Origin of the sequence: Myxococcus eversor, from assembly GCF_010894455.1 — a bacterium.
Taxonomy (GTDB): domain Bacteria; phylum Myxococcota; class Myxococcia; order Myxococcales; family Myxococcaceae; genus Myxococcus; species Myxococcus eversor.
Genome location: NZ_JAAIXY010000012.1, coordinates 90,056 through 105,598, shown reverse-complemented (window position 1 = coordinate 105,598; position 15,543 = coordinate 90,056). Strand labels below are relative to the sequence as shown.

Sequence of the window (15,543 nt, the reverse complement as noted above, 5' to 3'; positions counted from 1 at the left end):
TGCGCGGCAAAGGGCGGAGATTACGGCAACCGCCATCGCCCAATGCCTCTTCGCGCACGAGGCATCCAGAAGCATGCACGGCCTTGCCATGCAGTCGTGCGGGGTGTCGGCGCGCCATCACTTCCCCATGGCATTTCCGACACAAGGCGCGACTTCGCCCTGGCCCCCCCAACCACTTCAGGTCGAGAGCCAGGGCGTGGTCATCGATTGGAGCCATCAACGACTGCTCAGAGCGAGTGGCTCAACATCCATGTGTAGATGTCATGACCCGCGGAGCCGTTGTAGGTCCGGGACCAGGAGTCATGTCCCACGCCCGGGTACAGCGTGAGCTGCGCGGGCGGATTCGCCGCCGGATTGCAGACGTTGTTCAACTTGTTGACCGGCTCGATGGACCCATACTGGGACACCGTCGCATCCACCGTGCCGTGGAAGGCCCACACCGGGACGTTCCACATGTCGCAGATGGGAAGCCCGTTGCCGTTCCCCGCGATGGGAACAATGGCGGCGATCTTCTGCGGGAACGCCACGGTGTAGGACCAGATGACGATGGCTCCCGCAGAGAGCCCCGTCAGGTACACGCGGTTCGGGTCGACGCGATAGCGCGTCTTCGCGAACCCGATGATGCCGTCGATCTCGCTGTTGCCCCACCACGCATTGAAACGCTGGGGCGAGATGAGGATGAACGGGAAGTGCCGTCCGTTCCGGATGAGTCGGGGCGGCGCGGTGACCTCCATCAGCTTCTCCAGACCCGTCGCCGAAGCCGTTCCATCACCCTCCTGCCCCAGACCGCCCAGGAAGATGACCAGCGGATGGCTCGCCTGGGAATTGTCATCGTAGTCCTGCGGCAGGTACTCCCAATAGCCGTAGTTGATGCCTGGCACCGTCGTCCTGGGACGCGCGAGAATCTGCCCCTGCGCGGCCCACGCGCCCTGCGCGAAGAGCAGGACACAACCCAACAAGATGCGCTGCGATGCCGACATGGCAACTCCTCTTCAACTTGGGGGGAGCCGATACTTTAGCCACCGAGTTGCATCACATCCAGCGTCCTCATGATTTGCAGTCTAAGCAGATAAATCAAGATCGAGACGTCACGCCTCCGTGACACGCCTCACCCTGGCCTCCATGTGGGGAGACCAGGGCAAGCGCCGTGTCTCACTGCCTGCGCAGATCGACGCACTCCATGTGGATGAAGTTGGCGCCGTTCTGGGCCGGGGCCTGCGTGTGGAAGCCCAGCTCCAGCGTGCCTCCGGTGGCAGGCCCCGGACCGCGCTCCGTTGTACGTCTCGATGAAGGCCGCCCACTCCGTGCCATTGGGGGACCACGTGGACCAGCCCGTCATGCCCGACTCGAAGCTGGGGTTGGTGAGCGGAACGGTGGTCGGCGTGGAGCCCCCGTTGAGGATGGCCTCCGCCTGGGTGACCTGGAGCGCGACCAGGTGATGGAAGGCCTGGTCCAGCTCGGCCTGCCTCGTCGCGTTGCCGGCGTGCTGCTTGCGCTGCTGGTAGAGGGGGTTGATGAGCTCCAGCTCGCGCTGCGAACAGGGCACGCCCAGCCGCTGCTGGAGCATGGTGAGGAAGCCGTAGCCGAAGGTGTGGAAGCCCGGGTAGGCCACGCCCATCGATTGGACTTCTTCTGGCGGTGTCCCTGTCCCTCAACACGACATACGTCGTCCAGGTCGCAACGCGGCAGGGGCAGAGTTCGGCAACCTCGGTCCCCTGTTCGGCACGCCTCTGGGGCAACTCCGTGATGCGGCCACGCTACTGGCAGATCACGATCAGGGATGTGATTGCCGTGCAGTATCGGGTCACGGAGAGGGGGCTCGGCTCAGAGGTGCCGGTCACCAGGCGGGTCGTGATGGGATGACTCACACCCATCCAGAGCAACGGCGGGGTCGCCATGCTCCTGAAGGAGACGCCCGAGCCCTGCGTAACGGAGTCCACGTCACAGGTGACGACATTTCCCGACACAGAACAATTTGGATCGGCGGAGGAGAGCACCCAACCCGCGGGGTAGATTGTCTCCACCTGCCCATAGAACTGCGTATCAGCCGGGAACCCCGCGTCATTCACGAACACCTCTGGCCCTACTTCGATGGCCACAATCCCCAACGCGGTAACCTCGAGCCTGACGGTCAAATCCACGACGCTCACATCAGGCACGGGGATTCGAATTCGGAGCTGAGCATGAGCCTGCGTGGACACGAGCCCCACACTCAACGCCGCCGCCAGGACAAGAACACGAACTCCAGTCGACGTCATACGATCTCCAATGCCCGCTCAGGCGAAATAAATCACAGAGAGCCGGGCAACTCCCTGGCTGAACCGTAGGAGCCTGCTCAAATCATCACAACTCAAGATTCAAGACCCCTCTGACGAGTCAACACACTCCTTGTCCCCAAGGACAATCACCCTCTCGTCCAATCCGGATGACAAGGCGATTCATGCCGACACTGAAACACCGTGCCCGCAAATCACAGACAAACCACATGCTCGATACTGATATCGGGTCCCCGCATGAGAGCACTCGCTGCGGGGCACGACGGGGACAGCCCCCATCAGGGACGCCACCCGGCCCCAACTCCGGCATGATGGTTCCCGGGTCGACCGATGGAGCCGTGAGTCGGTGAAGGCGGGCGACCGGATACTCCGGGAACCGCGCGCGCCATGTTCCGTCGTCTGATGATCGTCTTCGATGCCGGCTCGGAGTCCGAGGTGGTGCTTCACGCCGCGAGGCGGCTGAGCGCCGCGCCCGAGGCCGTCTACCTGTACGGCCTGGTCCCCGAGCGCAGCGAACTGGAAGCCCCTCCTCCCGCCAGCCTCACCGTGCTGGACCGCCTCCGGCACGCGCTTCGCGACTGGAGCCCCTCCATCGACGTTCGCGGCTCTCTCGAAACGCACCTCGACACCAGCGCCGTCGTCCAGGCCGCCACGCAGCACGGCGCCGACCTCGTTGTCCTCGGGCCCCACCTCGACACGTCCCCACGCGCCCGCGTCGGGGCCATGCTGATGCTCGCGCTGAGGGAGCACATCCCCGTGCTCTCCATCGGGCGGGTGCCCTCCGCTCCTCTGGCGACGCCGTCACGCATGGCCGTGGCCATCACCCCGGACGGGCGAGGCCTCGGCGCGATGGCCACCTTCCTCTCCCACTGCCCCCTCCCCTCCGAGCTCATCGCCCTCACCACGGGCTCGGCCCCGGAGCAGGCCTCACGCCTCCAGGCCCTCTCCCTCGCGCTGGGCATCTCCCAGACGCTTCACGTCGAAGCGCTCACCGAGAACCCCGCCGACAGCCGGGTCGAGGCCTTCGACGTCGCGGCCGTCCGCTCCGGCGCGGACCTGCTGGTCATCCCCGCCGACGCGCTCGCGGACATGGAGGCGCTGGTGCTCGGGATGCTCGGCGCCAAGGCGCTCCAGAACGCCCGCGTCCCGACGCTGCTGCTGCCCCGCACGCAGACCTCGTCCGTGTTGTTCGAGGACCACTACGCGGTCTCCGACTCCGTGGCCGTCCCTGGCCTCGCGCCCCGCTTCTCTGTCGAGCGCGTCGGCTTCATGTCGAACATCTCCGTCCCCGAGGCGGGCACGCTGTCCGTGTTCGAGGGCGGTGTCTCCCTGGGGACCACCCCACACGAAGGAGGCACCGCCGCGCTGAGCGAGTCCTGGCTCGAGCACGTGCGCGGACTCCATCCGCTCGCGTTCTCCTTCTCCGGCACCACCGCGCCCAGGGATTTGTCGCCGTGCTACGTGCTCGGGCCCGAGCAGCCGCTGCTCCTCGTGGACAGCCTGCTCGACGAGGACTCGCTCGCCGCGGCCCATGCCTTGGCGATGGACCGCTATCACCTGGTCTTCGTCCGGCTGCGCGACACGGACTCGCTCGACGCTCAGCGCGCCCACCTCCGCGAGCTGCTGCCCGAGACGCCCTGGCCCCTGCTGCTCGATGCCAGCGCATGGCTCGACGACGCTCGCGCCGATGACGTGCCCCAGCAGGTCGATGGACAGCGCCTCCTCCGAGTCGCCACGCGTCTTGCCACCGCGGGCATCGCCATCGCCGCCGTCGTGACTCGAGAGGAGCTCAAACCCGTTCACCCGCTCCTTCGCACGCTGAGTCCCCAGGAATGCCTGGCCCTGCCCAGAGCCACCCTCCTGGAGCCCCTCCCCATTCCGGATGCGCCGAACACCTGGGCTCGGGAGCTGACGCTCGCGGGATGCAGCCCTCGCCTGGAGGGGCACGACATCGACTTCGAACTCGACAACGGCCTGGCGCGCGAGTCCGTGCTCGCGGCCATCGACGCGGCGCGCACCTCAATCCATTGGCAGTGCTACATCGTCGAGGACGACAGCGTCACCGCCCGCATCACCGACGCGTTGAAGCGAGCCGCCGCGCGTGGTGTCCTGGTGCGCTTCCTCGCGGACGCGCTCTACAGCGGCCATGACTCCTTCGGCGCGCTCAACCCCGCCCTCGTGACGCTGTCCAAGACACCCAACGTCGAGGTGCGCGCCATCGCGCCCCTGGTCGGCGTGCCCAGCCTCTCCGAGCTCAAGCAGCGCAACCACCGCAAGCTGACCGTCATCGACTCCGCTCGCGCCTTTGTCTCGGGGAGAAATCTCGGCGCGCCCTACTACACGGGCTTCGACGAGGTGGGCCTGCGGCGGACCTCCCACTACCGCGACATCCCCTGGCTCGACTGTGGCGCGCGCCTGGAGGGACCGCTGGTCAGCGTCCTCGAGAGCGCGTTCCTGGCCGAGTGGACTCGCGCGGGCGGCGAGCCCTACGCCTTCCCGCCCACCGCCCCCGTGGGGACGATGGCGGCCCGCGTCGCCCTGCACGAAGGACTCAAGGACACTCACACGCTCGACACGCAGCTCGCGCTCATCCGCCATGCGCGCTCACGGCTCGTGCTGGTGAACACCTTCCCCCTGCTGCTGGAGCTTCAGAACGCGCTCATCGCCGCCGTGCGCCGAGGCGTCCGCGTGGAGGTGCTGTTCGGCAGCGTCCGGCCGCATTACGGCTCCGCGCGGACGTACTTCCCCGGTGGCGCGCTTCGGGAGGTCGCCGACCGCTACGTCCGCAGTCGGCTGGACGCCGTCATCGAGGCGGGCGGCATCGCCTACGAGTGGGCCCTGCCCGCCATGCCGGAGTGGGAGCCGGAGCTGGAGCAGCTCTTTCCCCACGTCCACGCGAAGCTGCTGGTCTGCGACACCACGGCCGTCGCCATTGGCAGCGCCAACCTGGACGTCACCGCCGCCTACTGGGAGAGCGAGGCGCTCCTCGTCGTGGAGGACGCGCCCTTCGCCGAGCGGCTGCTCACGGCCCTCGAAGGACTCTTCGCCACGTCGCGAAGAATCGACCGCGAGGACCGGAGCTGGCGCGACGAAGTCGAACAGCGCGCCTGGGTCGGCCGCAACTGGCCCTCGCTCGTCGGCTGAGCCTCGCCCGCTCGACTACCCCGTCCTCGAGATGCGGTCCGGCGCTTCCGGATGCCTCGGGGCGCGGTCCAGGTCCTTCTCCTTCACCTTCTCCTCGGGGCGGGTGTGCATGCTGTTGAGCCGGCTGAGGAACTCATCCTTCGGCATGCGCTCGGTGCGGCCCCAGGGGTTGGTGTACTCGACGAACTCGGCTCCCGTCTCCGGGTCCACGCCCGTGCCCGTCACCACCACCTGGTGGCCTCCGGTGCTCCAGGTCATTCCCACCGCCACCGTCTCACCCGCGGCCGTGCGCTCCTGGATGAGGTCCCACGCTTCCGCCTCCTCCTCGGGCCCGCCAATGCCAGACACCGTGTCGACCTTCCGGTCGAACACCGCCTCCGCGAGCCTGTCGAACTCGACCGGGTACAGGCCGCTGTGCGTCTCCTTGCCGTCGATGTAGTGGGCGTCCGGCTTGTCCTGGTAGTCCAACTCGCCACCGTTCGCGACTTCCATGAACGCCGGCGCGATCAGCTCCTGGCTCTCCGAGCGGACGTCCTCGCCATCCTTGACCTCGGCGCCCAGTTCCTCGCGCTTCATCACCGTCTTGCCGTCCGCCAGCGTCACCTCGCCCGAGGCGCTCGCCAGCCCCGCGACGAGGCGCACGTACTCCGCCGGATTCTCCAGGATGAGCTGGATGGACGCCGCGGTGGCCGCGCACGTGCCCTTGTTGCGCTGGTTGACGGACTCGGGCGTCGCCAATTCCTGCACCACGTCCGACAGCAGCGCGCCCCGGTCAATCCCCTCGCCCAGCTCCTGCGTCTGCAGCGTGTGGAGCTGATCCAGCAGATTTCCCTCTCCGCCGATCGCCTCCGCCCCCGGCAGCTTGCCCTCCAGGAGCAGCTTCTGGAGCGCGAGCGCCGCCACCGGATCGCCCGCGGGCGCCACCGCCATCAACCCGTCGCGCACCGCCTGGTACTGCTGCTGCTCCTCGGGAGAGAGGTTCTGAAGCGCCTCCTGCTCCAGGGCCGTGTTGGCTTCGACTTCGGCCAGGGCCGCCTGGTGGCGCGCCGACGTCGGGTCCGTGTCCGCCGCGTCGTTCACGTCCTTGGCGTCACGGAGGATGGTGGCCCCCTGCGCGGTCTCCCGAAAGCGCAGGAAGTCCGCGCCACCCAGGAGGCGGTCCGCGTTGGCCAGCGCGTCCTCGCGCGTGCGGGGGGTGGTCTCGCCCTCGTGGAAGCTCTTGACGTTCGACTGCTGGCGGAGCTTCTGGACGTCGAGGTCGTTGTAGACATCCCGACGCGTGGGCCCTGGAACGAACTCATCCGGGTTGATGGCCACCGCGGCTCGCTCCAGGCCCTTCTGCGTCGGACGGGAGAAGCTGTCTTGAGACGCCACCACGGCGTTGCGAACCTCCGGCTTCGGCTGCGCCACGGGGACGGACGTCTCGCTGCGGGACGCACGGGGGGGCGTGCTGCCAGTGGAGGAAATGCGCGTCATGGGAGGAGCTCCGGAGGTCTGAATGGCGGCCGGGCGCCAGGGACACCTCGGCCGCGACTTCTCAAGGGGATTATCTCCGCACCCTCGGAGAAGTTGCGAAACCCGGACAACTCCCACTCCCGGTCAGCCGTCACCCCAGGGTCACGTCGCTGCGCCACTCGACGCCAGGACGCGTCATGCTGGGAGGCGACCATGGCCCTGGGCTCCGCTGGTTTCTATTTCGCCGCCGTGGGCGACGTGCACGGACGGATGAACCGGATGGTGTCCTTCCTCCAGGCCTGGACGAAGAACGCGAACCGCCCGCTGGCCTTCGTCCTCCAGGTCGGAGACTTCGAGCCGCACCGAGACGAGGCGGACCTGGAGACCATGGCCGCTCCCGCCCGCTACAAGCACCTGGGCGACTTCGCGGACTACCACCAGCACCGCCGCCGCTTCCCGTGGCCCGTCTACTTCATCGGCGGCAACCACGAGCCGCATGGCCACCTGGACACCACCCCCGAGGGCGCCCTGGTCGCCACCAACTGCCAATACCTGGGCCGCGTGGGCGTCATCGAGCCCAGGGGGCTGCGCGTCGTCGGCGTCTCCGGCATCCACGACGAGGCCGGCTTCCAGAAGCCGCATCCGCCCCTGTCCCTGCTGGGCACTGTCTCCTCCAAGGACTTCACCTGCTTCAACGAAGAGGACATCGACCGCGCGCTGTCCCTGGAGCGGGCGGATGTCCTCCTGGTGCATGACTGGCCCTCCGGCATCATCGCCACCGAGGACCGCGGGGACTTCGAGCAGCAGCGCCGCAGTCCCAACGCGGAGGCCGTGGGCAATGACTACGCGCGGCTGGTGGCCGAAGCGCTCGAACCCCGGCTCGTCCTCTGTGGACATCTGCACAAGCGCTACCGGGGCACGCTCACCCACGCCTCGGGTCGTGTCTCCCAGGTGTGTTGTCTCGCCAGCGTCGAGCAGGGCGCGGACGGCTTCGCCGTCTTCCACGCCACCCCGACGGGGCTCCACGAGGTCACCCGGCTCGGGGCTCCGGAGCAGGGTTGAGGCCCTCGCGGGAGGGGCTGCTCGCGGCCCCGCGCACCCACCAACGCCCACCAGGGCCGCGATAGATGTGGGACAGAACGGTGATTCTTAGATCCACGAGGGTGGACGCCGGTGGTACAAGCCCCGACGTGACTTCCGCACCGCCGTCTTCGCCCCCCGTCGCCTCCTTCGAATCCCTGGGCCTCAAGCCCCAGCTCGTGGAGGCGCTCAGTGCCCTCGGATACGAGGAGCCCACGCCCATTCAGCTGGCAGCCCTTCCCCCCTTGCTCGAAGGGAAGGACCTTCTCGGTATCGCCGCCACCGGCACCGGCAAGACCGCGGCCTTCGCCCTCCCCCTCCTCCACCACCTGACGCCGGGAGAAGCCGGCCCCCACAACACCTCCGCCCTGGTGCTCGTGCCCACGCGCGAATTGGCCATGCAGGTGTCCGAGGCCATCCACCGCTACGGCCAGAAGCTCGGCGCCACCGTCCTCCCCCTGTACGGCGGTCAGGTCATCGGCCAGCAGCTGCGCGTGCTCAAGCGCGGCGTGGACGTCGTCGTCGCCACCCCGGGCCGCGCCCTGGACCACCTGCGCCGGGGCACGCTCCAACTCGAGAACGTCCGCACCGTCGTGCTCGACGAGGCCGACGAGATGCTCGACATGGGCTTCGCCGACGACCTGGAGGCCATCCTCTCCGGGACGCCCGAGAACCGTCAGACGGCCCTCTTCTCCGCCACCCTGCCTCCGCGCATCGCGAGCATCGCCGAGCGCCACCTCCACCAGCCGGTGCGCGTGCGCATCGCCAAGGAGAAGGTGGAGCCAGGTGAGCTGCCTCGCATCCGGCAGACCGCTTACGTCGTCCCGCGCTCGTTCAAGATCGCCGCGCTGGGCCGGCTCCTGGACGTGGAGTCCCCCACCGCCGCCATCATCTTCTGCCGCACCCGCACCGAGGTGGACGACCTCACCGTCTCCCTCAACGGCCGGGGCTGGCGCGCCCACGCGCTCCATGGCGGCATGACGCAGGAGCAGAGAGACCGCGTCATCAAGCAGCTCAAGTCCCATGGCACCGACCTGCTCGTCGCCACGGACGTCGCGGCGCGCGGCCTGGACATCCCCCGCCTGTCGCACGTGGTGAACTTCGACGTGCCCAACGCCCCCGAGGCGTACGTGCACCGCATCGGCCGCACCGGCCGCGCGGGTCGCGAAGGCGTGGCCATCACCCTCGTCGAGGCTCGCGAGACTCGCCTCTTGCGCAACATCGAGAAGGTCACCGGCCAGCGAATCACGGTGGCCACCATCCCCACCGTGGCGGACCTCCGGGCCCGGCGCCAGGAGCTGATGCGCGCCACGCTGCGCGAGACGCTGGTGGCCGGTGGACTGGAGTCGCTGCGCAGCACCGTGGAGGATCTGGCCGGCGAGTTCGAGCCGCTCGACATCGCCGCGGCGGCCGTGAAGCTGCTCCAGGACTCACAGGAAGAAGGCCGCGCGAAGGAAGAGGAGGAGATTCCCGCCACCGCGCCGATGACGGAGCGCAAGGAGCGGACGAGCCGCCCCGGCGGCCCCTCCAGCGGACCGGGCTCGCGTCCGGCGCGCACCGAGCGAGGCCCCAAGCGCCCCGCGGGTCCTCCGTCGTGGGACACCACCCGGCTGTGGATTGGCGCGGGCCGAGTGGCGGGCATGCGTCCCGCCGACCTGGTGGGCGCCATCGCGGGAGAGGCGGGCCTGGACTCGTCGCAGATCGGCGCCATCCAGATCACCGACGCGTTCTCGCTCGTGGAAGTCCCGGAGCCGGATGCCAACCGCGTCATCGCCGCGCTGAAGGCTGCGACGATTCGCGGTCGCAAGGTCGTGGTCCGCAAGGACCGCGGTACCTGAGGTCCGTCAGGGCTCCGCCCACTGGCGGAGCAGGTTGTGGTACACGCCCGTCAGCATGACCAGTGAGGGGCTCTTGGGCACCTCCTGGTTGAGCTGCATGATGGCGGTGTCCAGATCAAACAGCAGGGCGCGCTGGGACACGTCGCGCACCATGCTCTGAATCCAGAAGAACGAAGCCAGCCGCGCACCCCGAGTCACCGGGGTGACGTGGTGCAGGCTCGTCGACGGATAGAGGATGAGGTCCCCCGCGGGCAGCTTCACCGCGTGGTGGCCGTACGTGTCCTCGACGACGAGCTCTCCGCCGTCGTAGCTGTCCGGCTCGGAGAGGAAGAGCGTCGCGGACACGTCGGTGCGCACGCGCTGCCCCGTCCCGGGAAGGAAGCGGATGGCGCCGTCCACGTGCGAGCCGAAGGACATGCTCGTGTCGTAGCGGTTGAACAGCGGAGGAAACACGCGCTGCGGGAGCGCGGCGGAGATGAAGAGCGGCGTGCGCTCCAGCCCCGCGAGCACCAGCTCCCCCAGCTCCCGCGCGGCGGCGCCGCCCTCGGGGAGCTGGAGGTTCTTCTTCACCTGGACGGACTGGTGGCCGGCGGTGACTCTGCCGTCCGTCCAGTCCGCCTGTTCCATCACCGTGCGGCAGCGGGCGACCTCGGCCGCGGTCAGGACATTGGGAATGTGCAACATCATGACCGCGAGCCTTTCGCCTAGAAGCGGTAACGCGCCGTCAGCAGCGCCGACACCCCATCCGCGGGGACGGCGTGACCGCCGTAGTACTGGTCGTAATACAGCGTGTCGGTGAGGTTGTAGACGTTGAGCTGGACCTGTGCCTTTCCGAACGCGTAGCTGGCGAAGGCATCGAAGCGCCAGAAGTTCGGCACGTAGCTGGTGGCCGTGGTGGCCGCCGTGGGATTGCTGACGCTCGTCACGTCCTGGTAGACGGCGCCGCCGCCCACGGTGAAGTCCTTCAGCGGCGAGTACGTCGTCCACAGGGAGAGGCTGTGGCGCGGCGTGTTGGGCAGCCGCTGGCCTACGAGGAACGCGTTGGTGTGCTCCAGGATGGCGGAGTCCATCAGCGTGTAGTTGGCGAGCACCTTCCAGCGCTCGACGATGGTGCCGGCGATGCCGACGTTGAAGCCCTGCACGCGCTGCTCACCCTCGAGCACCTGCGGCGGCCCCTCCGGGTCCGTGTTGGGCACGCGCGCGTCCGTCTTGGTGATTCGGAACACCGCGCCCGTCAGCCCGAGCCGCCCGTCGAGCAGGTCCGCCTTCGCGCCCGCCTCCAGGATGGCGTTCTTCTCCGGGTCCAGGCTCACGGTGTCCGCGGACACCGAGCCCAGCTCCGCGGAGGGGCTGGAGGAGGTGCCGTACATGCCGTAGACGCTCACCTTCTCCGTCGGGTGCAGGACGGCGCCCGCGCGCCAGTTGAAGAGGTGGTCGCTGCTGCGCAGGCGCGACTTGGCGCCGGTGTTGCCCGTGGTGGAGTAGTCCGTGTTGAAGACGTCCCAGCGCAGCGAGCCCACCAGCTCCAGGTATTGACCGAGCTGCACCTGGTCCGCGGCGAAGAGGCCGAGCGTGCGCTGGATGCTCACGTTGGAGCCGGAGAACACCGGCGACACCGCGGACAGGTCCGGCTCCGCGTCTGGCTCGAACAGGTCCGCCGGGATGTTGGGACCGGTGGGCAGACCCACCGCGTTGAGGTTGTCACGGGACTGGCCGCGCTTCTCCCACGACAGCTCCACGCCCGCGTTCGCGGTGTGCTTGACGAAGCCCGTCTCCAGCTCTCCGCCCACGGTGGCCTGGTTGGAGACGAAGGAGTTGTCCGTCTCCGTCTGGAAGCGCTGCCGGCCGATGGTGGTCGGCGCGCCCGCCGGAGTGAGCCCGCGCGGCGCGGTGGGGCTGGCGAAGCGGTCCACGCGGCCGAAGCGCAGCGTGTTGGTGAACTGGAGCTGCTCGCCCAGTCCCTGGGAGAGGCGCGCCGTGGCGACGTGGGCATCCACGCGCTCGGTGTCCGCCGTCACGCCGTAGAAGTTGCCGCGCGGCACATCCAGTGTCTCCGTGACGGGCTTGCCGTTGAAGTAGGGCACGCCGTAGTCGGGCAGGCCGTCTTCACGCTGGAAGAGATAGTCCAGTTCCAGCGTGGTCTGCTCCGCCACCTTGAAGCGCAGCGAGGGCGCGAGGCCCAGCCGGTTGTCGTGAACCTCGTCACGGCCCGCCGTGTTGGCGAGCTGGCCCATGAGGTTGAGGCGCGCCTGGAAGTTCTCCGACACCGCCTCGTTGAGGTCCGCCTCGACGCGGCCCGACGGCGCGGTGCCGCCGCTCACGGCGACTTCCTGGAAGGACGTGCGCTTGGGCTTCTTCGTCACCAGGTTGATGGCGCCGCCCGTGGAGCCACGGCCGAAGAGCACGGAGGAAGGACCGAAGTACGCCTCCACGCCCTCCAGGTTGAACGTGTCGCGGGTGAACCAGCCCAAGTCCCTGGCGCCGTCACGGGAGACGTCGTTCTGCGCGGAGAAGCCACGCATGATGAAGGCGTCGCCCTGCCGGCCGCCTTCGCCGGCGCTCATCGTGATGCCGGAGACGTTGCGCAGCGCGTCCCGCACCGTGGTGGCCTGCTGCTCCTCGAGGACCTCCTCGGGAACCACCGTCACGGACTGCGCCGTGTTCACCAGCGCGCGCTGGGCGCGAGGCAGCGAGCTCTCACGGACCTGATAGCCCTCTGACTCTCCCTGGACCTGCACGGTGGGCAGCGTGAACTGTCCCTCGGTGCCCTGCGTCTCGGGGCTGGCCTGCGTGGCCTGGGGTTCCACGGGCGCGCCTTCCACCGGCGCGGCCTGCGCCTCCGCGGACACCGGAACCTGCTGCGCTGGCTGCTCCTGCGCCACCGCCCCACCGGCCGCCAGCGCCGACGCGAGACCCACGGCGGGGCCCCAGGGCTTCAGCGCGGAACGAATTCCACCGGTGTGACCCGCGCTCGTCCGGATTCCAGGGCTGCGTGACTTGATGAACGACATGACTCTCTCCAACTCCCCGGCCCCATGGGGCCCGTTCCAAGTAGATTTGCGAATGACTTCGATTTTCAAAATCAACTGAATCCAGGAGACGCCCCGAGGGCGTCGCGGGGACCTCGCCCGCCCGTTTCGAGGTGTCCTAGGCGGGGGTCTCCGACGAGCTCGCGGGCGCGGGCTCGGGTGCTGCTGACACAGGCGTCGAAGTCTCGGGCCGGCGCTTCGGGAAGAAGCGTCGCCACGACAGCGCGAGGCCAGTCCACACGAGGAAGGCACCGCCCAACGAAGCGAGGGCCGCGATGAGCTGGCCCACCCAACCGAGTGCTTCTCCGGTGTGGAGGAAGCGCAGCCAGGTCCGCAGCTTGCGTCCGGTGTTGAAGTCCGCGAAGCCCTCACGCTTCGCGACGGCGCCGGAGAACGGGTCCACCGAGAACTGCGTGGACGCGAATAACGGCCAGGCGTCCTGCTGCTTCACGGCGAAGGTGACGGCATCGACCTTGCCGTCGGAGTCGCCCTTCCCTCCGCGTGACGTGCCCTCGCCGCGACGCTCACCCTCGCCGCGACGCTCGCCTTCGGCACGAGGCGCACCCTCGGCACGGCGCTCGCCTTCAGCGGGACGCTCACCTTCGGCGCGAGGTGCACCCTCGGCACGGCGCTCGCCTTCAGCGGGACGCTCACCTTCGGCGCGAGGTGCACCCTCGGCACGGCGCTCGCCTTCAGCGCGACGCTCACCTTCGGCGCGAGGTGCACCACTCTCGACAGTGCGCTCAGCCTCACCGCGCGCGGGACGCGCCCCCTCTCCACCAGGAGTCGCGGTGCGAGAACCCGCCTCGCCCTGCCCTGCTCCCGCTGACTGCGCGGCCGGCGTCTCGGACGGCTTGCCTTGTCCACCCGGCCCACCGGCTCCTCGGGGCGGCGACGGCAGCCGATACGTGATGCTCGCCCAGTCGGGCGCCTGCGCCTGGACCGTCGCGAGGAGCACACCCAACTCCTTGCGCTGCGCTCCGCCCTCCGGCGGCGTCACCTTCACGCCAGCGGACCCCGGAGGCCCCTGCGTCGCGGGCGCCGGGCTTCCTGTCACCGTGTAGACGAAGTCCGAAGCCCACTTGTACGAGATGACCATGCCCGACGCCGTGAGCACGACCAGCACCGGCATGCTCCAGAGCCCGATGACGTTGTGCCAGTTGAAGTCGCGCGCCTTGCCCTTCAAACCACCGCGAAACCACACCACCGGGCGCACCGTCTTCAGCGTCCACTTGCGCGGCCACCACAGGTAGAGCCCCGACAACGCCAGGAAGAGGAACCCCGCGTTGGACGCACCCGTGATCGCCTTGCCCACGGGGCGACCGTCACCGCTCGTCGCGAGCCACCGGTGCCACTCCTCCATCACATGGAAGAAGTCGCGCCATCCCTTCGCCCCACCCTCCCGCACCTCGCCCGTGTACGGATTGACGAAGACGACACCACTGCGCCCCAGCGCCACCTGCGCGGCGGCCGTCGCGGACGGATACACCGTGACACCCGACACCTGGGCCTCGGGCTTCGCCTCACGTACCTTGGCCACCAGCTCCTCGATGGACAGTCGCCGCGCCTCCGCCACTGGAGCCGGCACGGTGCGAGCGTCGGACTCCGCCCACTCGAGCACCTGGGATTCGAAGGCGATGGCCACCCCCGTCACCGACATGATGGCGACGACGATGCCAACGACGACACCGACGACCAGGTGAATCCAGAAGAGCGCTTTGCGGAACGGGAGGACCATGGCCTGCTTCACTTCAAGGAGAACTGGACGGGAAGCTCGAGGATGACACGCACGGGCTTGCCGTGACGTCCGATGGCCGGCGAGAACCGCCACCGATTGACGGCCGCGATGGCCGCCGAGTCGAGCATGGGAATGGAGCGGATGATCCGCGTGTGCTCGGCCTCCACCTCACCGTCGGTGCCGACGATGATGCGGACCAGGACGAGCCCCTGGACGCCGTCGACGCGAGCCCGTCGGGGGTACTCCGGCGTGAGCTGCTTCAGGACGGACGGAGGCCGCAGCACCAACCCCAACCCCACCGCCTCCCCCATGCCACCCGGCGCGCCCACGATGCCGCCCTGCGTGCCACCCGCCACGCCCCCAGCGACACCACCCGGCACGCTCGGCGCCGAGGCGTCCTCGGAAGTCGACTCCGCGGCGGCCTCGGGCTCGCTCGTCGGCTCAGGTGCGGCGGGAGTCTCCTCGGGCGGCGTGGGCTCGACGACCTCGGGCTTCGGCGCCGGTGGTACCAGGGCCCGAGGAGCCATCACCGGACGCGACATGCGAGGACGGGCCTGTCGCGAGGCCCGCTCGGCCGAGGCGGGGCGGGACGGGCCTCCCGGCGCGGGAGGCGGAGGCGCGAAGGAGAGGAACACCAACTCCGGCTCTTCCTCCACCGGGGCCTTCTCCGCGCGCGCGGGCAGGGCCAGCCCCACCGCGACTCCACCCACGTGCACCACCGCCGCCGCGACGAGCGCCCAGCCCCAGCGCACCCAGAGACCTTCTCTTTCCGACGACTCGCCCAGACGGAACAACCGCCCGGACGACTCCGCGCTCCGCTCGGCCGGCGGGCCACCCTCCACGGAAGGCGTATCGAAACTGAGAATCATTCTCATATTCGGATGCACCTAGAACTACGCCGACAAGCCAGGGCTCGTCAACGCGCACGGTCAACCCGAGCACATTGTTTTCATCACAGTCTCAAATACACGCACTGTCCGCGC

Annotated in this window: 11 protein-coding genes; 3 read left to right on the top strand and 8 right to left on the bottom strand. The window is 68.8% G+C overall.

Annotated features, from left to right (window positions below; translation table 11 throughout):
- Positions 1–227 precede the first annotated feature (227 nt).
- The 3 genes from G4D83_RS24075 to G4D83_RS24065 all read right to left on the bottom strand — a co-directional run bounded on the left by G4D83_RS24075 (position 228) and on the right by G4D83_RS24065 (position 2,258).
- Positions 228–980 carry a carboxylesterase family protein gene (locus tag G4D83_RS24075; protein ID WP_163867157.1) on the bottom strand — a complete coding sequence of 251 codons (753 nt, stop codon included), beginning with the start codon at positions 978–980 and terminating at the stop codon, positions 228–230.
- Between the two features lie 128 nt (positions 981–1,108).
- Positions 1,109–1,618 (bottom strand): hypothetical protein, encoded by a 510-nt coding sequence (locus G4D83_RS46930; protein WP_205522700.1) that lies wholly within the window; start codon positions 1,616–1,618, stop codon positions 1,109–1,111.
- A gap of 139 nt (positions 1,619–1,757) precedes the next feature.
- Positions 1,758–2,258 (bottom strand): hypothetical protein, encoded by a 501-nt coding sequence (locus G4D83_RS24065; protein ID WP_163867156.1) that lies wholly within the window; start codon positions 2,256–2,258, stop codon positions 1,758–1,760.
- Positions 2,259–2,663: 405 nt separating this feature from the next.
- Here G4D83_RS24065 and G4D83_RS24060 point away from each other — a divergent pair, with 405 nt between their 5' ends.
- Positions 2,664–5,420, top strand: coding sequence for a phospholipase D-like domain-containing protein (locus tag G4D83_RS24060; RefSeq protein ID WP_163867155.1), 2,757 nt, complete (start codon positions 2,664–2,666; stop codon positions 5,418–5,420).
- A 15-nt stretch (positions 5,421–5,435) separates the two neighbouring features.
- Here the strand turns inward: G4D83_RS24060 and G4D83_RS24055 are convergent, their stop codons facing one another.
- The gene (locus tag G4D83_RS24055) at positions 5,436–6,896 is read right to left on the bottom strand and encodes a hypothetical protein (RefSeq protein WP_163867154.1); all 1,461 of its coding nucleotides are present in this window, start codon (positions 6,894–6,896) and stop codon (positions 5,436–5,438) included.
- Positions 6,897–7,088: 192 nt separating this feature from the next.
- Between G4D83_RS24055 and G4D83_RS24050 the strand changes: the two genes are divergently transcribed.
- Both G4D83_RS24050 and G4D83_RS24045 read left to right on the top strand, forming a co-directional pair.
- Positions 7,089–7,937, top strand: coding sequence for a metallophosphoesterase (locus tag G4D83_RS24050; RefSeq protein WP_163867153.1), 849 nt, complete (start codon positions 7,089–7,091; stop codon positions 7,935–7,937).
- A 65-nt stretch (positions 7,938–8,002) separates the two neighbouring features.
- Complete coding sequence (locus G4D83_RS24045; RefSeq protein WP_420826655.1) at positions 8,003–9,793, top strand: DEAD/DEAH box helicase; 1,791 nt, start codon at positions 8,003–8,005, stop codon at positions 9,791–9,793.
- Between the two features lie 6 nt (positions 9,794–9,799).
- Here G4D83_RS24045 and G4D83_RS24040 read toward each other — a convergent pair whose 3' ends face one another.
- From G4D83_RS24040 to G4D83_RS24025, 4 genes are all read right to left on the bottom strand, one after another.
- Positions 9,800–10,480 carry a Fe2+-dependent dioxygenase gene (locus tag G4D83_RS24040; RefSeq protein WP_163867151.1) on the bottom strand — a complete coding sequence of 227 codons (681 nt, stop codon included), beginning with the start codon at positions 10,478–10,480 and terminating at the stop codon, positions 9,800–9,802.
- Between the two features lie 17 nt (positions 10,481–10,497).
- A complete protein-coding gene (locus tag G4D83_RS24035; protein ID WP_163867150.1) occupies positions 10,498–12,804 on the bottom strand; it encodes a TonB-dependent receptor in 2,307 nt (768 codons plus the stop codon).
- A gap of 136 nt (positions 12,805–12,940) precedes the next feature.
- Complete coding sequence (locus tag G4D83_RS24030) at positions 12,941–14,560, bottom strand: PepSY-associated TM helix domain-containing protein (RefSeq protein WP_163867149.1); 1,620 nt, start codon at positions 14,558–14,560, stop codon at positions 12,941–12,943.
- Positions 14,561–14,568: 8 nt separating this feature from the next.
- Positions 14,569–15,429 carry an energy transducer TonB gene (locus G4D83_RS24025; protein WP_163867148.1) on the bottom strand — a complete coding sequence of 287 codons (861 nt, stop codon included), beginning with the start codon at positions 15,427–15,429 and terminating at the stop codon, positions 14,569–14,571.
- Positions 15,430–15,543 lie beyond the last annotated feature (114 nt).